Raw genomic sequence first — 22,084 nt, 5'->3', positions numbered from 1 at the left:
ATTATTGAACAAAAACATCTAGTGGGTCTAGAGAAACCTTTTTCCCCTGTTCGAAATATATATCAGGGATGAAAAAAAGTTGGGATTGGTAAACATCCAATTTATCTTAGCCTTGAAATTAAGCTAGCAGTTAAGTATTCTAAGAACATATTCAACGAAATGAAGGATGTGTTGAACCTGCGATTAAATAAATTTATATCTGAATCCGGAAAAACTTCAAGACGGGGTGCAGATAAATGGATAGAAGAAGGTAGAGTCACAATAAACGGAAAAGTGGCGAAGGTTGGCAGTCAAGTGGAGCCTGGTGATGTGGTTCGTGTAAATGGTGAAACCATTAGGGTAGCCAAAAACTATGTCTACATAGCCTTAAATAAACCCGTCGGGATTACAAGTACTACTGAAAAACATATCAAAGGCAACATTGTTGATTTAGTCAATCACCCACTACGAATTTTTAATATTGGAAGACTAGATAAAGATTCAGATGGATTAATCCTCCTTACGAATGATGGAGATATTGTTAATGAAATCCTGCGTGCGGAGAATAAGCATGAAAAAGAATATATAGTTACGGTGGATAAGCCAATTACTTCGGAGTTTTTAAAGAAGATGTCTGAAGGAGTTAGAATCCTTGATACGAAAACTCTTCCATGTAAAGTGGAGCAATTATCTAAGTATGTTTTTAAGATTATCCTAACACAAGGGCTAAATCGTCAAATTCGACGGATGTGCTCGACACTAGGGTTTTCTGTTGTTCGTCTGCAGAGAATTCGGATTATGAATATTAACTTAGGAAACCTCCCTATTGGTCAATGGAGAGATTTAACGAAGAAAGAAAAGAATCAATTATTTAGTGATCTTAATTATGAACCTAGAGAATGGTGAAAAAATGGAGTCAAACCTTATATGGTGTGACTCCATTTTTTTAGTTGCTATAATTTTCAAATAATATATGATATTACTTAGATACACGAAGGATTAATTGGAGGGGATACTTAATGGTAAAGACGGTAGAAAAACGGCTGACCCGATCAATGGTTCCAGAGGAACTAACTTGGAATCTTAATGATCTATTTGCATCAGAGCAGGCATGGGAAAAAGAACTTGAAGTGATTGAAACAGATATTGTAAAGATTGAGGTATTTAAAGGGACATTACATACTAGCTCAAAAGATTTATCATCGTGCTTGATTGATCAGGAAAATTTATTGATGAAAATGGTCAAGGCAGCAACGTATGCAAGCTTGAAACAATCTGCGGATGGGACAGATCCTATTAATCAGTCAAATTCAGCGAAATTATCGGCATTACGGACAAAAATGGTTGCCGCATTATCATTTATTAATTCAGAGATTCTTTCACTAGAAGATGGAACGATTGAAACATACCTTCAAGAGAATCCGGACCTTCAACCTTTTCGAAAAGATTTACTCGAGCTGCTCGAAACGAAAAAACATCGACTTTCACCCGAAACGGAAGAGGTTTTAGCTGCTTTAGGTGAGGTACATGGTGCCCCTTATACCATTTATAGCATGGCTAAATTAGCAGACATGGACTTTGCTCCTATCGCGGATAGTGAGGGAAATGAATTACCGGTATCCTTTGCATTATTTGAAAACCGCTACGAGTTTTCTTCAGATACAGAAACACGCAGAAAAGCCTATGACTCTTTCGTTTCAACACTAAAACAATATAAAAACACAATCGCAGCTGCCTATTCAGCTGAAGTGAAAAAACAAGTAACTCTTTCTCGATTTAGAAACTATCAGTCAGTTGAACAAATGCTCTTAGAACCACATCAGGTAACACTTGATATGTACAACAACCAGATTGATATTATTTTTAATGAGCTGGCTCCTCATATGCGCCGCTTTGCAAAGTTGAAGAAAAAGGCATTAGGTCTTGATGTTATGAAGTTTTGTGATTTGAAAGCACCCTTAGATCCTGACTTTAATCCAGAGACAACCTATAAAGAAGCTAGTCAGCTTATTTTAGAATCTTTAAAAGTGATGGGACCAGAATATAGTGAAATTATTGAAAAGGGCTTCAAAGAGAGATGGGTGGATCTTGCGGACAATATCGGGAAATCCACTGGCGCCTTCTGCTCAAGTCCCTACGGATCGCACCCCTACATTTTGGTTACATGGCAGGATAATATGCGCGGCTGTTTTACCCTGGCACATGAATTTGGGCATGCAGGTCATTTCTACTTGGCGAACAAAAATCAAAGAATCATGAATGTTCGTCCATCCATGTATTTCATTGAAGCTCCATCTACCATGAATGAGCTTTTATTAGGACAGCACCTTTTAGCCAATAATGAAGACAAACAAATGCGCCGCTGGGTGGTTCTTCAGTTGCTAGGAACGTATTATCATAATTTTGTTACCCATCTTCTAGAGGCAGAATATCAACGCAGGGTTTATGCATTAGCTGAAAGCGGAAACGCACTTACTGCTAATTCTCTATCTGAATTGACTAGGAATGTACTTTCTGAGTTCTGGGGAGACACTGTGGAAATCGATGAAGGTGCAAGCCTAACTTGGATGCGTCAGCCTCACTATTACATGGGCTTGTATCCATATACCTATTCTGCCGGCTTGACCGCTTCTACTGCAGTGGCACAATTGATTCAGGAAGAAGGTCAGCCTGCTGTTGACCGCTGGCTCGAAGTACTTCGTGCTGGTGGAACAATGAAACCTCTTGAGCTACTAAAACACGCTGGTGTTGATATGTCGACACCTGAGCCAGTCTGTAAAGCAGTAGCATATGTTGGTTCATTAATAGAGGAATTAGAAAAGTCATACACCTAAAAAAAGTGCTAGGCTCCCTCCAATTTCTGGAAGGTGCCTGCACTTTTTTATTCATTTTCATGATAAAAGTGTAACTCTAATGCACTTCTTATTTCATTAGGAATAGGTTCGGATTTTTGGGTTTGGAGATTAAAATTTACGTACGTTACTGTATCTTTCGCGCATATCTGACCATCCTGATGGATTTCTTCATATAATACTAAACTAGAATTACCAATCCTTTTAACCCAAACGAAAACCTCAACATCTCTGCCAAAATAGATTTGCTTTAAATAATCTACGTTCATATTTAATATAATCATCTTCCAATTTACGAATGAAGCATCTGGGGTAAACAATTTAAATATATCGTTCCGCCCCGCTTCAAACCAAACAGGAATCGTTGTATTGTTGATATGACCTACACCATCTGTTTCAGATACACGAGGCTCAATGATTTTTTTATACATAGTATACTCGTCCTTTCAAACTAACAATTCGATAATACTCCATCGAAGGCGTTTCGATAGATTTTCTCGATGGTTTCAATCGTAAATGGTTTTGGACTTCTATTTAATAGCCTTTTTTGTTTTATTCCATTTTCTGCTAATACCATAATGTCTGCTCTTTGGATATGGTAGGATTCTAGGGTTGTTGGCAATCCAACATCTTGAACTAAATCTAGTAAACTTCGGACCACATCTTTAGCTAATTCACGATCACTTTTTCCATCAGAAGGCAGTTTAAAAATCTCTGCTACTTTGACCATTTTATCCACACAGGCGTGCCAAATATCATCGTAAACATATGGTAGCAATACGGCATTCGATTCCCCGTGCGGCAGTTTAAACAATCCGCCTAATGGATAGGCAAGGGCATGCACAGCTGCAACCCCGGCGTTATAAAAGCTTAAACCTGCTAATAAACTTCCGAGGGCCATATGTTCCCTAGCTGCTTTATCCTTCCCATTCCAAACAGCAGTTCTAATGCTGCCAACGATTCTGCGCATCGCTTCTAATGCCAGTGTGTCTGTTAACGGAGTTGCGTTAATGGAAGTATACGCCTCTAATGCATGTGTAAAGGCATCTATTCCGCTTGCAGCCGTAACTCTTGGTGGAAGCGTGTATGTCAGAACAGGATCTACAATGGCATAATCCGCAAGTAAAAATTCATGTGTAATGACATCCTTTGTCTCTTCTAACGAATACACGGCAATGTCTGTAACCTCTGCACCAGTGCCTGCTGTACTAGGGATCAATATCTTTGGAAGTCCCCTGCGAGAAAACTTCTTACCTCCGCTCAAATTTAAGTAATCCTGCACATAACCCTCATTTTCCGCCAAAACTGCTCCAGCCTTCGCTAAGTCTAGCGCACTGCCGCCGCCAATCCCAATTACTAACTCAGCTTTACTTTTTCTAATCTCATCAACGACCTGATTTCCAACTTCTAAAGAGGGCTCAGGTACAACTTTGGTTGATAAATGCACCCGAATACTTTGTTGCTCTAATAGCAGTAGAATAGGTTCAATTACTCCCAAATCTTTTAATACTGGATCTGTAAGGAGAAAAACCTTTTTACAAGCGTATGCCTTAATAATATCTGCCAATTTATTAAGTGAACCTTCACCATGATAAATATGCATTGGTGAAACAAATTGAAACATCTACCCATCCCCTTTTCCAATTTATATATTCATTATGTAAATGTATGATGTTTTATACTTTTATACAAACTATTTTAAAATTGAAACTTTCTTCCTATATACTCGTATATAAAGAGTATCAGTAAAAAGATAATTGATTATGAAGGGGAATTGGATATGGGGAATACGTTTTTGTTTGTGCTGATTATCGCTATTGTGTCTGCTCTTGTTCTTATACCGATTTATAGGGATGATAAGTCTGCCGATAGGAAAAGTAATAAAAAGAGTTCAAAAGGTGATAGAAAGCTTTTTCCCGGAGTAATTATCGCTGTTATAGTAGTTCTGATTCCTTCTGTTTTTGTTTACTATTATTTCACAAATTTTGATAGGAATCCCTCATCTTTATGGGTGTTTACGATTATCATTACTGCGTTAGGTGCCTTACTATCCACTGGATTGGAAAGAAAAGTAAAAGCACTGTTGTTTGCAGTCAGCCTATTCTTTGGAATTTACTTTCTCACTGCCTTTCTATTTAATGCGGATGAAAAATATGAGATTGCTCAAATGGAGCAGGAAGTGGAAATTAAGTCCTTTGACGAGAAAGAAACACCTGCTAGTGTACCACCTGAATTCGCCCGTAATAAAATGAAAAAAGCTTTTGGTCAAGTGCCAAATACGAGCTATTATGAACTGGGAAATCTTCAAATTCAAAAGGTAAAAGGAGATTATGTCTATATAGCTCCTGTTGAGTTCTCTGGTTTTTTCAAATGGTGGAAAGGGAAAGAAACACCTGGTTATTTCACTTTAAGTGCAACAGATTCTTCTGCTAATCCAAAATTTATAAAATCAGAAATGATCTATACCCCTTCTTCTTATTTTAATAAGTCCATTGAGCGCCATATTCGTATGCAGTACCCGAAAGATATTTTCTATGGTGATGTTCAATTAGAAATTGATGATGAAGGAAAACCTTATTATATCCGTTCCTACGGAGAATTTATTTCTGCTCGTAATGGATTTGATGTTAAAGGTGTTGTGGTAGTGGATTCCAGAAATGGCGATACAAAGTCGTATTCTCTATCAGAAGTCCCAGAATTTATTGATGGTGCTGTATCACCAGAAATAGTCAGCTTGCAAAATAGTTACTTCGGAAATTATATTCACGGGTTTTGGAATAGCCTCTTTGGTAAATCGGATGTAAAACTTCCTTCTGATGAAGGTACTGAGGCGAATGTAAGCCCGATATTCAACCAAAATGGTGTAATGTATTATTTCACTGACTTCACTAGCCCTAAAGAAGGCGTCGATTCCATGCTCGGCTACTCGCTGACAAATTCGCGTACGGGTGAAGCAACCTATTACACAGGGAATCCTGAAGAATCTTATATGGATTCGCAAGGTGCCTTACAAATTATTGAAAAGAAATTCATTGAAAAGAAATGGCATGGTGAAATGCCTGTAATCTATAATTTCTATGGAGAGGCAAGCTGGTTGACACCTGTACTTGATTCAAATGGATTTTTACAGAATTACTTCATCGTTTCAGCAGCTAATCCAGAAATTTCGGTGTTCGGGGTTACTCCAAATGAAGCTTTAAAACAGTATAAAACGGCCCTTCAAAGAGGCGGCGGTTCAGTTGATGGAAGCTCGAAAGCCGATGAAAAACAGATTTCAGGTACAGTACTCCGTGTATATAAGGAAAAGACAGGGGATTCCACCGTTGTTTCATTCCTTTTAGACAACAAGAAAAGCTATATCCTTTCCTCTGAAAAAGAACCATTGGTCATTTACTTAAAAGAAGGAGACAAAGTAAATGTCACCTACTTGGATACGGATGAGGACTTCCTTCCAGCAAAACAAATTGTAATCGAAGGATTAGAATAAAAAAATATTATTTTAAACGGCACCCTCCATTTGGATGGTGCCTGTTTTTGGAAATAATTTATAATAGAGACTCCGCACCATCAATGTAAATTTCTGTTCCAGTAATATGATTGGATTGCTTTGATGCTAAAAATAAAACTAGCTCTGCAACTTGTTCGGGCTTTCCTGGATGATGCTCAAGGGGTTGGCTTCCTTCTGGGTAATTAATCGGTATTTCAATTTCCTTTAATTCTTCTTTTTCTTTCCAAGTGTTTTCCCCTATATGAGTTTCGATTCCACCTGGGCAAATAATGTTAACACGAATACGATATTTGGCTAACTCAAGGGCAGCCATCTTACCAAATCCCATTTGTCCTATTTTCGATGTACTATAGGCCGACATCCCAAAGTTTCTATATACACGATTACCATTAATAGAGCTCGTGATAATCACACTTCCGCCTTCTTCTTTCATGTAAGGAATAGCATATTTAATAGTTAAAAAAGTACTTTTAAGATTATTAGAAATGGTCAGGTCCCAATCTTCAGGTGACAAATCTTCAATCGGCGCAACAACACCATTAATTCCAGCATTGGCAAAAACAATATCCAGCCTGCCCCATTTCTCCATAACCATGCTATAGCCTTTTTTCATGTCTTCCACTGAAGAAACATTGGCTTCAATTACTAGGGCCTCGCTCCCTTTTTCTTCAACTAACTGTTTAACCTCTTTACAATTTTCAGGATGTAAATCGACTAAGGCAACCTTTGCTCCGTTTTCAGCCAATGTTAATGCTGCAGAACGGCCAATTCCAGAGCCTGCACCTGTTATAAATGCTACTTGACCTTTTAATAATAATTCCAATATTTCAACCCATCCTTTTTTACCTTATAGTTCCCTTTCATCGAGGAACCATTCACAAAAATGTCTACACTGAAAAGGCACCATCAAAAAATGACGGCGCCTTTATTCTCCCACAAATCCTTTTTATGACATGTTATCGCTTTTGAAGTAAACTTTGATAGGCGGCAGATGTTCTAACTTCAACTGTGAGGGTACCATTTCCATTGTAAATCGCCTTAATCAGGAACGGGACACCCGCTGTATTCTTAAATTGAAAATCTTTACCACCATATGAAACTGTTGCATCCCGCCCTGAAGGTACATACCCCACTGTCAAGGAATGGTGATGCCATTCTACATAATCGATAGCTAATTGATCAACTGCATTAAACAGGGTAGAGGATGTTTGACAAATACCTCCGCCAATTCCCATGACCAATTCCTTATTTACAATTTCTTGAGCAGGCTGATAGCCATGTTCCACATCACTCGGTCCCACTGTATGATTAAAGGAGAAAATATCCCCTGTTCCAACAATGACATTGTCTATAGCCTGCGCAGACAGTTCAATGTTTTTATTTCTCCCTGTTATGCTAGGATTGAATTTAGTTGTATAAGTTGCAACCACCACTTCAGATAAATGGGCTGCGTCTTCAGGCTTATAGCCGCTTTCAGTAACATAGATTGGCAGAAGAACATCGCCGCCCTTGACTGAAGCCTCGAGTACCTTCGTCACAAGTTCTGCTTCTTCAAGAACAACTCTTGGTTTCCCTTTAATAACCTGACCGTTTACATCAATTTTATCCAATATCATCTTTGAGTCATAACCAGGAGTAGTATCTGTTCCCCTTGCTAACTCCTTAGCCCATTGCTCTAGCTCCTGCTTATATTTTTCATTATCACTTCCAAAACCCATATCTACTGGGATGAGTCTTTTTAATACGGTTTTTGTACTTGGGTCAATAACATTTACCACCTTCGGCTTTTTCGCTTCTTCCTCGGCAATTCTCTTTGCTTCCGCTTCTTCCGCCGCTTTCCTTGCCGATTCTTCTGCAGCTTTTTGCTCTTCAAGCTTTTTTTCTAGTTCTGTTACTTTGTTCTCAAGTGCGGCTTCTTTGCCATTTGTTTTCTCCGCACAGCCAGCTAATCCTATTAAACTGCCAATTAATATGGATGAAATCACCCAGGTCCGTATAGACATAAACAACTTCTCCTCTTTTCCCAAAATCTCGTCATCCCCAACGAAACACTTTCGAATATTCAGAAAAAGGATTTCGCTCTCATTCTCTTAATCTATTCCACTTTCAGACACAAAATTCCTGCTAACCACCTGTTACAAATTCCTTAAATTGGATACACTTATTAGACGAATTTCATCATAATTGGTTTCAACAAATTTTTCAAAAGATTTTCACAAGATAAAGACATAAAAGATTTATATATATATCACCGGGATTTATGGTAGCAAATACAAGACTCTATATGATCATTTACCATCCCCGTCGCTTGCATAAAGGCATAACAAATGGTTGACCCAACAAATTTAAAGCCGCGTTTTTTCAAATCCTTACTTAACTTATTACTAATATCCGTTGTAGCCGGGACTTCGGATAAATCAATAAAGTGATTTTTTATCGGTTTACCATCTACAAAAGACCAAATATACTTACTGAAAGAACCAAACTCTTCACTTACCTTCAAGAATGCCTTTGCGTTTGTAATGACTGCATTTATTTTTAGTTTATTTCTAACAATTCCCTCATTCTGTAAAAGTTCTTCGATTTTCTTTTCATCATAATTAATAATTTTACTTGGTTCAAAATGGTCAAATGCTTTGCGGTAATTTTCCCTCTTCTTCAAAATTGTGTACCAGCTTAATCCCGCTTGAGCACCCTCTAGGTTCAAATACTCAAATAGTAATCGATCATCATACACAGGGACGCCCCATTCATGATCATGATAATCAATATATAGTGGATCCTGATTAACCCAACCGCATCTTTTCATCTGTCAATTCCTCCTAAATAATATCATTTTAATAAACTTATCTTTTTCACTATATTAAATCAACATTTCACATAAAAAAAACTGCCAAAATAACTCGGCAGCATTTTCGATCATTTATTTTTAATACACGGCATATATTTTCCGCAGCATAGGCAGCAGTCTTTGAATAACTGACTTTAAGGAAGTCTTAGTAAAGAGAAAATAACCATATAGAAAATGACTAAATAAAAACTTAAATGGGCTGTTGTTTTTCTTCAGGTAGTACTGCTTTACTGTAAGATTAATTTTCTGCCAATTTCTTTATCATATTATCACTGTTTTTAGGTTGATTTTCTTCTAGGTTCTCCTCATCAGGTTTGGCTCGTTTAATATAAAACGCAAGAATCAATGCAACGCCAATAATAATAGCTGATATAAGGAAGGTAAAGTTAATTCCTTCTAACATTGCTTCCAGAGCAATTTGTTGATGCATTTCCGCGAGGGCTGCTTCTGATGGCTGCTCGGTCATTTTTTGCATGGCGGATTCAGTAAGTTCTTTTCCATACGATGCTGACCGATTAGACATAAGAGTAATCAATAAACCTGTACCGATGGCAGCTGATACCTGCTGCATGGTATTGTTCATCGCCGTACCATGGGGATAAAAACGAGGCGGTAATTGATTCAATCCATTGGTCGACACAGGCATAAACACCATTGACATTCCAAACATACGAATAGCATGTAAAAAAACCATATACATATAGGTCGTTTCAAACGATAACATGCTGAATAAATAGGTAGTAACGGTTGTAATGAACAACCCTGTAATGGCTAATATACGACCGCCAAATTTGTCAAACAATCTTCCGGTAACGGGAGACATGAAAGCATTAACAAGGGCTCCCGGCAATAACATTAATCCTGCATCCAATGGAGAGATCCCTCGAATGGTTTGAACATAAATAGGGAGAAGTAGAAAACCTGAAAACATCGCAATATTTAGGATCATCGAAATAGCCGATGAAAGAGCAAACATGTTATATTTAAAAACCCTGAAATTCAGCATTGGCCGCTCTTGCCTCAATTGGCGTAAGATAAACCAAACTAATGAAACAACCCCAATGATGATAGTCAAATAAACCTGCGGGCTGTCCCAGCCTTTACTGCCAGCTGAACTAAACCCATAGAGCAAACCACCAAAACCGATACTTGACAGCAATAACGAAAAGAAATCAAGCTTGATATCCACTTTCTCTTTTTTATCTTTAAGCTTCATAAAGCCTATAAAAAGAATAATCGCTGCAATTGGTGTAACAAAGTGGAATAACATTCTCCAATCATAATGTTCAATAATCCAGCCAGACAAAGTTGGACCAATTGCTGGCGCAAACATTAGAATGAGTCCGAAAACACCCATAGCAGTTCCTATTTTTTCAATCGGAAAACTGACTAACATAACGTTCATTAAAAGCGGCATCATAATGGCAGAGCCAGAAGCCTGTATCAACCGAGCTGTTAAAAGCAGAGGAAAGTGATGAGCAATACCTGCGATAATAGTACCTGCTGTAAATAGCCCCATAGCGACTAAGAATAATCGCCGGACTGTATACTTTTGGATTAGAAAAGCGGTAGAGGGAATCATAATCCCGTTTACCAGCATAAATCCTGTCGTCAGCCACTGAACCGTAGCTGTATCAACATTTAAATCCTTCATAATGGAAGGTAACGCTACATTTAATAAAGTATTATTTAAAAATGCAATAAAGGCCCCAATCATTAATACAGCAATAATACCATATGGCGGCCTTTCAGTCTTATTGATGGATTGTTCCATTTGAATGTATCCCCCTGTTGAAATCTTCTTATTATTCTTCCCAATTTGAACCATAAAATCTATCATAAACAACCAATTCTTTTATTTCAATATATATAAATACAGAAATTGACAAGTATCAACTCCTCAGTATAACAAAGAACTCGTGACCAACATATGGCCACGAGTTCTTTGTTGTGCGCCCGGCATGGGTGCAGTCTCTAGGGTGAAAGTCCCGAACCATGAAGGCAGTAGTAATGGTTAGCCTAACGCAAGGGTGTCCGCGGTGACGCGGAATCTGAAGGAAGCGAGCGGCAAACCTCCGGTCTGAGGAACACGAACTTCATATAAGGCTAGGTATCATTGGATGAGTTTGCAACACAAAACAAAGTCCTTACTGCCGAAGGTGGTACAGAGTAAATGAAGCAGATAGATGGAGGGAAAGACTGTACTCTTACCCGGGGAGATCTGATTGATAAGCCAAGTACACTTGGTAAACTATCTAGCAATGGATAGCTGAACAATCAGAAGTCAGCAGAAGTCATAGTACCATTCTTACTCGAGAAAGAATGGGAAGGACTGAACTATTAAGAAAGAATGAAGTCTGCACATTCGGTGATTGCATTGAACACAGACAATCCGAAAGGACCTACCTAAAGGAGGAAGCGGTGAATCCGTTGGGGACTCTAGGAGGGTGGAGCAAAAGTCGGCATAAACAGAACCTTCATTCACGTAGAAAGGATAACATCATGTTAATGGAACTAATTCTATCACGGGAAAATCTCTTAACTGCCCTAAAAAGGGTAGAGCAGAACAAAGGAAGTCACGGCATAGATGGAATGTCCGTAAAATTCCTACGACGACATCTCTATGAAAACTGGGATTCCCTTCGGGAAACTTTGAGAACAGGTAACTATCAACCTTCTCCTGTTCGCCGTGTCGGAATCCCGAAACCAGGCGGAGGGATAAGGCTTTTAGGCATACCGACTGTGACAGACCGTTTCATCCAACAGGCAATCGCCCAAGTATTAACCTCAATCTTTGATCCAACATTTTCTGAAAACAGCTATGGTTTCCGACCTAACAGGAGCGCCCATAATGCGGTAAGAAAGGCAAAGGGTTATATCAAAGAAGGTTACCGCTGGGTAATTGATATGGACTTAGAGAAATTCTTTGATAAGGTTAATCATGACATACTGATGGGAATACTCGCTAAGAGAATTGAAGACCGCATTCTTCTCAAACTAATCAGGAAATACCTTCAATCAGGTGTAATGCTTAATGGGGTCGTACAATCAACGGAGGAAGGTACTCCGCAAGGGGGACCTCTCAGTCCACTACTTTCAAACATAATTCTTGATAAATTAGATAAAGAATTGGAAGCCAGAGGGCATAAGTTTGTCCGTTATGCGGATGACTGCAACATTTATGTTAAGTCATTAAAAGCAGGGGAACGTGTGATGGAATCCATTACGACGATTATTGAGCAGAAACTAAAATTGAAGGTAAACAGGGATAAGTCGGCAATCGACCGTCCGTGGAAACGGAAATTTCTTGGTTTCAGTTTCACATTTAATAAAGAACCGAAGGTGCGAATAGCGAAACAAAGCATTAAACGCTTTAAGACGAAGATTCGAGAAATTACCTCTCGGTCAAAACCTATCCCACTTGAGGTAAGAATTGAAATGTTAAACCGCTATCTTACAGGATGGTGCGGGTACTTCGCTTTAGCGGACACTCCAAGCAAATTCAAAGAATTTGATGAATGGATAAGAAGAAGGCTAAGAATGTGCGAATGGAAACAGTGGAAGAAATCTAAAACTAGAGTTAGAAAACTGATTGGTTTAGGCGTCCCTGGTTACAAGGCGCACGAATGGGGCAACTCCAGAAAGAAATACTGGAGAATCGCCTGTAGCCCAATATTACACAAAACCCTCGATAACTCATATTGGAGTCAACGAGGGTTGAAAAGTCTATATAACCGTTATGAAACTTTACGTCAATCTTAATAGAACCGCCGTATACCGAACGGTACGTACGGTGGTGTGAGAGGTCGGGGGTTAGTCACCCCCTCCTACTCGATTTATATTCAATTTTGTACTTTAAGAATTTGATCCGTTTAAAAAAATATTGCAACGGAAAGGGTTTACAATTCACTTATCTACGTTTCTTCTTAGCATTTTTCGTCATTCTTCCTATTAAAAATGCCCCTGCAGCTACGCCGATAATTGTGTTTGTTTTTTTGTTAAAAACTTGCTTTGCAACTAGATTCAAGTTTTGAGGTCTTTCTGCAAGTCGTCTCATAAAATATCCATACCAGTCATTTCCAAATGGAACATACGTACAGAAGTTATAGCCTTCACTTGCCAATTGAAGTTGAAGTTCTTTTCTAAAACCATACAGCATTTGAATCTCAAATTGTTCATTTGGGATGTTGTTCCTTTTAACAAATTCCTTCACATGGTTAATAATGTGATGATCATGTGTTGCAATCGAAGTGAATTTTCCGTTTAATAGATGCCACTCGATTAATTTAATGAAGTTTGCATCAATATCTTTCTTATCTTGGTAAGCGTATTCAGCGGGCTCCTTATAAGCCCCTTTTACAATACGTAAACGGTAGTTTTTATATTTTTCAAGGTATTCATCAGCACGCAGCAAATAAGCTTGAATAACACTTCCAACGTTGTCATATTCCTTAGACAATTCATCCAATACATCAAAAGTAGGCTGAAGATGGCTGGTATCTTCCATGTCAATGTTAACAAAAATACCATAGTTGTTTGCTCTATCAACGATTTCTCTGAGGTTGCTTAAGCAAAAGCTATATTCGATATCCAAACCTAATTGAGTAGGTTTTAAAGAAATATGCGCATCCACCTTATGCTCATGTATCGCTTCAATAACGTTAAGAATTTGTTCCTTGGCTTCTGTCGCTTCTTCTTCTTTAAAGACAAATTCACCTAGGTTATCTACTGTACAAGAGATACCGTGTGCGTTTAACTCTTTAATACTTTTTATTACTTCATTAATATTGGTACCTGCAACAACACTTTGTGCACCCAATTTTAAGCCATACTTTTTAGCTGCACTATTTAAAAATTGATTTTGAGATAAGCCTATAAAAATATCTTTCAACATAGCGATTGCTCCTTGCTGTTGTTATTTCAATATTATTTTAGCATAAGTGTTTTAAATTGACCTTATATTTTCAAAAAAAAAATGTATGCGCTTTATTCTCATCAAAAAAAGACCGCCGAGATTATTCTCGAGCGGCCTTCATTGTAAGCTTTTATCTTCTATTTCGATTACGAAGGAATGTTGGGATATCTAACCCATCTTCTAATTGTTGTCTTGGTCTTTCATTACTTTGTACGGGCTCTTCTTGAACACTTTGCTCACGTCGTGAAAAACCTTGTGACTGTGGTCTAGAATTCGTGTCCCTTGTAGGCGCAGCCGCACTTTTTCTTGAAGAAAGTTCTGTTTCAGAAAAACCAGTTGCGATGACCGTTATCATAATCTCATCTTTAAAGTCTTCATTGATAATCGAACCAAAGATCATATTTAATTCCTTGTCTGCAGCAGAGGAAACAATATCTGCAGCTTCTTGTACTTCATAAAGACTTAAATTGCTGCCGCCTGTGATGTTCATTAGGACTCCCTGTGCTCCATCAATCGAAGTTTCAAGTAATGGACTAGAAATAGCTTTCTTCGCTGCTTCGACTGCACGGTCTTTACCTTTAGCTAAACCAATACCCATTAAAGCTGTCCCTTGATTAGACATAATGGTTTTAACATCAGCAAAATCGAGGTTGATTAATCCAGGAACCGCAATTAGGTCGGAAATCCCTTGCACACCCTGTCTGAGCACGTTATCCGCTTCACGAAATGCTTGAATCATAGGAGTCTTCTTATCTACGATTTGCAGTAATCGATCGTTAGGGACAATAATCAATGTGTCTACTGCTTCCCGCATCAAATCAATCCCTGCAGCTGCATTGGTTGCGCGCTTACGCCCCTCAAATCCAAACGGACGTGTCACAACACCAATGGTTAAAGCACCTAGCTCACGGGAGATTTGGGCAATAGCTGGCGCAGCACCAGTACCAGTTCCTCCGCCCATACCAGCGGTAACAAAGACCATATCTGCTCCTTTTAATACTTCTTGGATCTGCTTTCTACTTTCCTCGACGGCATTCCTGCCAACCTCAGGATTAGCACCTGCGCCTAAACCTCTCGTTAAGGTTGCGCCAATTTGCATTTTAATTTCTGCTTTTGATAGTTTAAGTGCTTGAGCATCTGTATTAACCGCGATAAATTCTACTCCTTGAACGCCGTCCTCTATCATTCGGTTAACGGCATTATTACCGCCGCCGCCAACACCAATAACTTTAATTCTTGCAACTTGATCTATGTCCATTTCAAAATCCCACACGATAGATTTCCTCCTGCTCCCGCATAATTCTTTGCCTCATATTCAAAATTCAAAAAATTCAAATGAGTATTTTTAGGTTCTAAAGCTTATAGCAGATTTATTACACTAATATAAATTATAATCTAACTAAAGCATATTTTTGTGAATTTTGTCGAAACTTTATTCTTAAATTCTATTTTAACAAAAAACTGGGGATTTTTATATAGTCCTGTAGTCATTCCTCTTTTTTTTATCATTAAAATTTTGTTACAAACATATAAAAGGCTCAGTTCAAAGACTGAGCCAAGAATTATGAGAATATACTTTTAATACTTTCGATTAATTCTTTAAAGAAATCTGCTACTTTTTGCAGAAAATTCTTGTCGCCTACTGCTTCTTCAATCCGTTGCTGAATGTCATTAGTAAGATTTTCAAGCTGTGATTTAACATTATCGAAATTAATATTTAGGTCTCTCATTTTTTCAAATAAGTCTAGTAACAGCTGTCGGTCTTCTGCACTTAAGTTGATCTCCAGGGCCTTTAACTTCTCATCAATAATAGCAGCAAGTTCTTCTTTTGTTGCTGGATTCTGCTCTGCTATTTCCTTTTTAATTTCAGTTAATAGCTCACTAACCTTATCCTGATCTAACCCTTCCTTTTTAGCCAAGTCAGTTGCTAAGTTCAACTCTTCATTGGCAACCTCTGTCCGTTCTTTATTTAATCCTGCACCTTCTCCTGCATCATAGGCTTTATAGATTCCTACCAACGCAGAATGTCCGCTTACCTTTACCGGGGAAGCCACATCCACGACGGCATCCTGAATACCAGCAGTCAACAAGGCGTTTGCATACATTTCATTGGTAACCTCAGTAATATTTTCGGGAGTCACCTGATTAATAACAAGTCCTTCACCTGAATCTTTTCTCGTAATTTTAGCGGAGGAATACATATTAGAGTGTGGATCCCCTTTAATATAAGTAACAAGATCTTTTCCTGAAACAGTAATCTCTTTTACCTTGCTTGTATCCTTTACCTTTAATAGCTCTCTAACTTCATCCTTTTGAGCCTCTGATAATGCTTCTCCATAAACCACGATTGGCAGCCCAAACTTTTCGTTGATACTTTCTTCATTATTGCCATTAGTATTCGTATCGGCGAACACCTTGCTTGTACTACTTACTGAAAAAAGTAAAGCAAGAATAATAGCAAATGCCGTCACCTTATAAAAACGTTTCATATAATCTCTCCTTAACAAATTTCTAAGTTGCTACAACCAAAAAGACGAATAAATAGGCAAATAGGTTTCAACTAGATAACTTATAGTGTGTGAAAAATAGGAAAACCATCCCGGAGGATGGCCTCTACCCTTTTGCAAAGCACCGAATTTTTCTTAAAAAGAAAAAGTAAAAAAGACAGGAGAAAACTCCTAAAAAGAAAAAACCCGATATGACTGAAATATTTGTCGAGATCATTCCAAATACGATGCCGACTGTAAACGTAATGATGCTCTCAATCAAGGATTGTATGGACTCCATTGTGGCTCGTATCTCTGAATTTCCATGATGGTGAATATATCCAATTACAATAGGATCCATTACCCCACTAGCTAAAAAGATGATTAGAATCATAATTAAGCCGATACTGCCGTGAAAAATAACTGTCATAAAAAAGCACACAGTGGTGATTCCTAGTATAAATAGAATGATTGATTCTGCAATAAAATAGCTACGCAGATACGAAGCAAGTAGGTTTCCAGGAATTCTTGCCAGCGATATTAAAGCTGAAAATACTCCGAAAAAAAGCACAGAATAGCCAATTTCATCTAAATAAAGCTGCCAAAACTCATCTAAATACGTGATGCAGGCACCAATAGCCATTGCATGCGTAATAATCGAAACTAACTTTGGATTGGTTTTATAAATAGAAAAAGATTTTCTAATATAAAACATAAAATTTTCCTGTATCGTTTGTGTATCTCCATTTAGACTTATCCTTGAAGGCTCTTTTACTAACAAAGTGAGTACAAAAGCAAGGAACATGCTTATTGCCGAAAGAATATAGTTAAACTCAAAACCATAATATTTTGCTAGGACTCCCCCCGATAGTGCCGCAATCAATGAGCCGACAAAATCGAGTGAATTCATTCTCCCGACAATTTTCTCAAAAAATCTTTGCTTTTGGACTGCTGCCAGTGAGTCATAGAGGAGTGCATTCCAGGCACCACTTGTACAGGCGCTTGATATTCCTGCTAAACTCACTACCAAGGCAAATGACCAAAAGTGATGGGCAGATAGCAGCATAATAAATTCCAACATTGATAAGAATGCACCCAAAACGAGCAATGGTTTTCGCCCAAATTTATCGGCCAAAACTCCTGTAGGTATCTCAAAAACGACAATTGTAACGGCATAGATAATTTCGCAAAGCACAACCATTAAAACCGACATACCCCGCTGCTCCCAGAACAATCTTTCAATTACATATGCAGGGATAAGGTTATGGAAAAATATTATTAAGTACAGTTTATTAATGTTTTTTACCATCATCCAGATAACTCCTCCTCATTTTTCTTTTGAAAGAAAAATCTAAGGAGGTGGACGGATGGTCTTTTTAGATTAACAAGGGGGTCTTACCACATACATAAAATCAACTCCTAATTTTTTTACCTTTTTCTATTTTAGTTCAAAGTTATGAATTTAGTACACAACTTACATCTCATTTAAAAGCTTTTTTACCCCTTCAATGATATCAAAAGGCATTACGCCATAGTGCGATTGGACTTTTGCTTTCTCTTCACCAGCTCGTGCATGTAAATAGCTGGCAGAAATTAGAGCATGTAAGGGTGAAGCTCCTTGAGCAAGAAACGAGGCAATAAGCCCTGTGAGAATATCACCACTCCCGCCCTTTCCTAAAGCATCATGACCGTACGGATTGATATATAGCTCGCCGGTAGGTGTGGCAATGACCGAACGGTGACCTTTCAACAGCAAATAAATAGAATGTTCCTTCGCGAAATCGCTGGCAATTTCAAGTCGATTTTCTTCCACTTCTTTTACCGTTTTATTTAGCAACTTTGACATTTCACCTGGATGAGGAGTCATTATTACTATTCCTTTATAGTTATCCAGCACGTCCAATTGGTTTCTGAGCAAGAATAATGCATCTGCATCTATCACTACGGGTTGATTGGTTAGGTGAGAAAATAAGGATTTCATCCATGCTTCCCCTTCTTGAAATCTACTCATTCCCGGTCCAACTGCAACCGTGTCAAATTGATGAAGCATGGGTGAGATAGTGTGAATTGCCTCATCAGAAAAATGTCCATTCTCAGCAGGCAAAGGCAGTAATAAAGATTCAGGATTTTGTGCAGCGACCATTGGATAAATTGTACCTGGAACAGCTAACGTGACTAATCCCGCCCCTGAATGTAGTGCAGACTTTGCTGAAAAGATGGGTGCACCGACAAATTGCAGAGAACCGCCTAAAATCAGTGCATGACCGAAGGTTCCCTTGTGACCATGTTTGGGTCTGACTGGAACGGAGGCAATAGCCAGTTCTTCAGTAATGAGCCTAGGCATTTCAAGCCCCAATTCTTCAACAATCGAGGGTGGCACAGAAATATCGACTGCCTTCCACTTTCCAACATATTGGGGTCCATCATTTAAAAAGAAGCCTTTCTTGGGAAACACAAAAGTAATGGTCATGTCTGCTTTAATAGCGACACCCTCTACCTTCCCATTTTCACTGCCAACACCTGATGGGATATCAACCGAAATAATGGTTTTCTTACCTGCATATGTATTAATCAGCGAAATAACATCATGCAAAGGTTGTCGAACAGGACCATCTACACCCGTCCCAAAAATGGCATCGATATGATGTCTGCTTGATTCAATTCATCCCGAAGTGTTTGTAAATTGTCTTCTTTGAGTTGGAATAGGGGTAATCCCCTTTTTATGTAAACATCGAAATGAATTTTTGCATCCCCTTTTATTCGTTCAGGATCTACTAATAGCCATAGTTTCGGACTTAATCCATTATCAAAGAGCCTGCGAGCAATAACAAATCCATCTCCGCCGTTGTTACCACCTCCAGCCAAAACAATCACTCTGGTATTTTTATCAGTAGTATATTGGATAATTTCCTCAACTACCCTTGCACCTGCATTTTCCATTAACACAGCACCAGGTAAGCCGAGTTTTTCAATGGTGTATTGATCCATTTTTTGCATATCCTTTTGTCCAGCCACAAACATATTCACCACTCCAGTTTTACGTAAGAGTTCTATAGTTTAACTATAATGTAGTATGATGAAAATGGAAATTTTTAAATTAATGGAGGTCATCGTTTTGAATGAGAATTTCAAAGCCTTAGTCGTTGATAAGACAGAAACTGATTTCAGTGTTGGGGTTAAAGATCTTTCCCTTAATGATTTACCAGCTGGCGAGGTACTGATCAAAGTTGCCTATTCCAGTATTAATTACAAAGATGGATTAGCCAGTATTCCTGAAGGTAAAATTGTAAGGTCTTATCCTTTTGTACCAGGAATTGATTTGGCAGGAGTTGTAGTCTCCTCTGAAGATCCTCGTTACTCAGCGGGTGTTCAAGTCATTGCTACTAGTTATGAAATTGGTGTCTCCCATTATGGCGGGTATAGTGAATATGCACGAATTCCAGCTGATTGGGTGGTACCGTTACCAGAAAACCTTTCGTTAAAAGAAGCGATGATCTACGGAACCGCCGGGTTTACAGCAGCCCTTTCTATTCAAAGACTTGAAGAAAATGGGCTAACTCCTGAAAAAGGGAAAGTGTTAGTTACAGGTGCTACTGGAGGCGTAGGAAGTATCGCCGTTGCTATTTTGGCTAAACGAGGCTATGATGTCGTGGCCAGTACCGGGAAAGAAAGTGAATATGAATATTTACATAAACTCGGTGCAAAAGAGGTTGTTTCTAGGAACGAAGTATACAACGGAAAAGTAAAAACTCTAGATACACAACTTTGGGCAGCTGCTGTCGACCCAGTTGGCGGAGAATCTTTAGCGGCTATTTTAAGTAAAATCCATTACAATGGTTCCGTTGCTGTCAGTGGATTAACAGGTGGCGGTAACGTACCTACGACTGTATTTCCATTCATCCTTCGAGGTATTAATCTCCTCGGGATTGACTCTGTCTATTGTCCGATGGAAGTACGCAAACCACTTTGGGAGCGAATGGCAGCTGATTTCAAACCGGAAGTTTTAGATTCCATTTTCAAAGAAATAAAACTAGAAGAGCTTCCACAGACACTGCCAATCATATTACAAGGGCAGGCAAGAGGTCGTTTTATTGTAAAAATTTAAAGTAAAAAGCCGCAAAACTTTACTCAAGTTTTCGCGGCTTCTTCCTGTATCTGAGAACAGGGATTTAGGTTTAATGTCTGTTTCCTTGTTGCCTGGATTTTCACCTTGAATGAGACCAGAAAGATGCTACTTCTGGTTCCCGCTTGCCTGGATTTTTACTTTGTACGGGAATCAGATGCCCCTTCTGGTTCCCTCTTGCCTCGTTTTTTACCCTGTACGGGAATCAGATGCCCCTTCTGGTTCCCTCTTGCCTCGTTTTTTACCCTGTACGGGAATCTGATGCCTCTTCTGGTTCCCTCTTGCCTCGTTTTTTACCCTGTATGGGAATCAGATGCCCCTTCTGGTTCCCTCTTGCCTCGTTTTTCACCTTGGACGGGAATCAGATGCCTCTTCTGGTTCCCGCTTGCCTCATTTTTTACCCTGTATGGAAATCAGATGTCTCTTCTGGTTCCCTCTTGCCTCGTTTTTTACCCTGTATGGGAATCAGATGCCCCTTCTGGTTCCCGCTTGCCTCGTTTTTCACCTTGGACGGGAATCAGATGCCTCTTCTAAACCACTCTTGCCTCGTTTTTCACCTTGTACAGGAATCAAATGCCCTAGTCTCCCTGATATTTGCAGGCTTGTTTGAATCATAATCGGTCCAAGCTGGGTTAATCTATCCTTGGTCATCCTTGTGGTTGGTCCAGATATACTCACAGCTGCGACTACTTTTCCTAAATGATCAAAAACTGGAGCAGCGATACAGGTTATCCCGGATTCATTTTCTTCCAAATCTAAAGCATAACCTCTTTGTCTTATTTGTTTTAACTCTTGAAGGATTGCCTCGATTGAAGTAATGGTATGGTCTGTATGATAGGGCATTCCTTTTCGGTCCAGGATTGAAAGGACATCATTTTCAGGTAAATGGGCTAGAATGGCCTTCCCAACGGACGTACAATGCATCGGAGCTCTTTTTCCAACCTTTGAATGGGTTCTTAAGGTTTCCGTTCCTTCTAATTTCTCAATGTAGACGACTTCCGCCTGGTCGTAGACAACGAGATGAATGACTTCATTCGTCATATTTTCTAGTTCTTTTAGAAAGGGTTTCGCTTCGGACCTTATATCGATGGATTCTAACAGCTTAGAACTAATATCCAGAAACTTATAGCCAAGCTTGTACTTACCTGTTTCACGATCCTGCTCGATATACCCATATTGAACAAGTGTAGAAAGGGTTCTAAAAACAGAGCTTTTATTGATATCAATTTGATTAGCAATCTCTGTAACACCAAGCCCGCCCTTTTTCATTCCCACTAGTGCGATAATATCCAGTGCCCTGCTTACAGACTTCACCACATTATCTCTTTGCAAACTTGCTCACCTCTTTAAGCAGAACTTTGTCAGGGCAT

18 protein-coding genes are annotated in these 22,084 nt (G+C 38.8%); 5 read left to right on the top strand and 13 right to left on the bottom strand.

Annotated elements, in window-relative coordinates; genetic code table 11:
• Window positions 1-168 precede the first annotated feature (168 nt).
• Entirely contained in the window at window positions 169-885 is a 717-nt protein-coding gene (rluF, locus tag QNH48_RS15680) for a 23S rRNA pseudouridine(2604) synthase RluF (protein ID WP_283955789.1), read from the top strand.
• A 113-nt stretch (window positions 886-998) separates the two neighbouring features.
• Window positions 999-2,813, top strand: coding sequence for an oligoendopeptidase F (pepF, locus tag QNH48_RS15675; protein WP_283951015.1), 1,815 nt, complete (start codon window positions 999-1,001; stop codon window positions 2,811-2,813).
• 47 nt (window positions 2,814-2,860) lie between these two features.
• Here the strand turns inward: pepF and QNH48_RS15670 are convergent, their stop codons facing one another.
• On the bottom strand, window positions 2,861-3,262 hold the full coding sequence (locus tag QNH48_RS15670) for an acyl-CoA thioesterase (RefSeq protein ID WP_283951014.1): 402 nt from the start codon (window positions 3,260-3,262) through the stop codon (window positions 2,861-2,863).
• A gap of 20 nt (window positions 3,263-3,282) precedes the next feature.
• A complete protein-coding gene (locus tag QNH48_RS15665) occupies window positions 3,283-4,455 on the bottom strand; it encodes an iron-containing alcohol dehydrogenase (RefSeq protein ID WP_283951013.1) in 1,173 nt (390 codons plus the stop codon).
• A gap of 156 nt (window positions 4,456-4,611) precedes the next feature.
• Here QNH48_RS15665 and QNH48_RS15660 point away from each other — a divergent pair, with 156 nt between their 5' ends.
• A complete protein-coding gene (locus QNH48_RS15660) occupies window positions 4,612-6,318 on the top strand; it encodes a hypothetical protein (protein WP_283951012.1) in 1,707 nt (568 codons plus the stop codon).
• 58 nt (window positions 6,319-6,376) lie between these two features.
• Here the strand turns inward: QNH48_RS15660 and QNH48_RS15655 are convergent, their stop codons facing one another.
• The 4 genes from QNH48_RS15655 to QNH48_RS15640 form a co-directional block, all read right to left on the bottom strand.
• Window positions 6,377-7,162: an SDR family oxidoreductase gene (locus QNH48_RS15655; RefSeq protein WP_283951011.1), complete on the bottom strand. Its 786-nt coding sequence runs from the start codon at window positions 7,160-7,162 to the stop codon at window positions 6,377-6,379.
• Between the two features lie 133 nt (window positions 7,163-7,295).
• Window positions 7,296-8,342: a VanW family protein gene (locus QNH48_RS15650; RefSeq protein ID WP_283951010.1), complete on the bottom strand. Its 1,047-nt coding sequence runs from the start codon at window positions 8,340-8,342 to the stop codon at window positions 7,296-7,298.
• 245 nt (window positions 8,343-8,587) lie between these two features.
• The gene (locus QNH48_RS15645; RefSeq protein ID WP_283951009.1) at window positions 8,588-9,148 is read right to left on the bottom strand and encodes a DNA-3-methyladenine glycosylase I; all 561 of its coding nucleotides are present in this window, start codon (window positions 9,146-9,148) and stop codon (window positions 8,588-8,590) included.
• A 280-nt stretch (window positions 9,149-9,428) separates the two neighbouring features.
• Window positions 9,429-10,964 (bottom strand): DHA2 family efflux MFS transporter permease subunit, encoded by a 1,536-nt coding sequence (locus tag QNH48_RS15640; protein WP_283955788.1) that lies wholly within the window; start codon window positions 10,962-10,964, stop codon window positions 9,429-9,431.
• Between the two features lie 728 nt (window positions 10,965-11,692).
• Between QNH48_RS15640 and ltrA the strand changes: the two genes are divergently transcribed.
• On the top strand, window positions 11,693-12,952 hold the full coding sequence (gene ltrA, locus QNH48_RS15635; RefSeq protein WP_283955694.1) for a group II intron reverse transcriptase/maturase: 1,260 nt from the start codon (window positions 11,693-11,695) through the stop codon (window positions 12,950-12,952).
• Between the two features lie 148 nt (window positions 12,953-13,100).
• On the opposite strand, the gene QNH48_RS15630 is transcribed toward ltrA, so the two are convergent.
• The 6 genes from QNH48_RS15630 to QNH48_RS15605 form a co-directional block, all read right to left on the bottom strand.
• On the bottom strand, window positions 13,101-14,084 hold the full coding sequence (locus QNH48_RS15630) for a proline dehydrogenase family protein (RefSeq protein WP_283951008.1): 984 nt from the start codon (window positions 14,082-14,084) through the stop codon (window positions 13,101-13,103).
• Between the two features lie 151 nt (window positions 14,085-14,235).
• A complete protein-coding gene (ftsZ, locus tag QNH48_RS15625) occupies window positions 14,236-15,363 on the bottom strand; it encodes a cell division protein FtsZ (protein ID WP_481858499.1) in 1,128 nt (375 codons plus the stop codon).
• Between the two features lie 304 nt (window positions 15,364-15,667).
• Entirely contained in the window at window positions 15,668-16,594 is a 927-nt protein-coding gene (locus tag QNH48_RS15620) for a DUF1002 domain-containing protein (protein ID WP_283951006.1), read from the bottom strand.
• A gap of 124 nt (window positions 16,595-16,718) precedes the next feature.
• Window positions 16,719-17,903 (bottom strand): MFS transporter, encoded by a 1,185-nt coding sequence (locus QNH48_RS15615; RefSeq protein ID WP_283951005.1) that lies wholly within the window; start codon window positions 17,901-17,903, stop codon window positions 16,719-16,721.
• A 162-nt stretch (window positions 17,904-18,065) separates the two neighbouring features.
• The gene (locus tag QNH48_RS15610; RefSeq protein WP_283951004.1) at window positions 18,066-19,184 is read right to left on the bottom strand and encodes an NAD(P)H-hydrate dehydratase; all 1,119 of its coding nucleotides are present in this window, start codon (window positions 19,182-19,184) and stop codon (window positions 18,066-18,068) included.
• A 20-nt stretch (window positions 19,185-19,204) separates the two neighbouring features.
• A complete protein-coding gene (locus QNH48_RS15605; protein WP_283951003.1) occupies window positions 19,205-19,612 on the bottom strand; it encodes an NAD(P)H-hydrate epimerase in 408 nt (135 codons plus the stop codon).
• A gap of 52 nt (window positions 19,613-19,664) precedes the next feature.
• Here QNH48_RS15605 and QNH48_RS15600 point away from each other — a divergent pair, with 52 nt between their 5' ends.
• Window positions 19,665-20,696 carry an NADPH:quinone oxidoreductase family protein gene (locus QNH48_RS15600; protein WP_283951002.1) on the top strand — a complete coding sequence of 344 codons (1,032 nt, stop codon included), beginning with the start codon at window positions 19,665-19,667 and terminating at the stop codon, window positions 20,694-20,696.
• Between the two features lie 519 nt (window positions 20,697-21,215).
• Here the strand turns inward: QNH48_RS15600 and QNH48_RS15595 are convergent.
• A complete protein-coding gene (locus tag QNH48_RS15595) occupies window positions 21,216-22,046 on the bottom strand; it encodes an IclR family transcriptional regulator (RefSeq protein ID WP_283951001.1) in 831 nt (276 codons plus the stop codon).
• Between the last annotated feature and the right edge of the window lie 38 nt (window positions 22,047-22,084).

Source organism: Neobacillus sp. YX16, assembly GCF_030123505.1.
Lineage (GTDB): Bacteria > Bacillota > Bacilli > Bacillales > Cytobacillaceae > Neobacillus.
The sequence above is the reverse complement of the archived record's forward strand: the minus strand, read 5'-3'. Positions and strand labels throughout refer to the sequence as shown.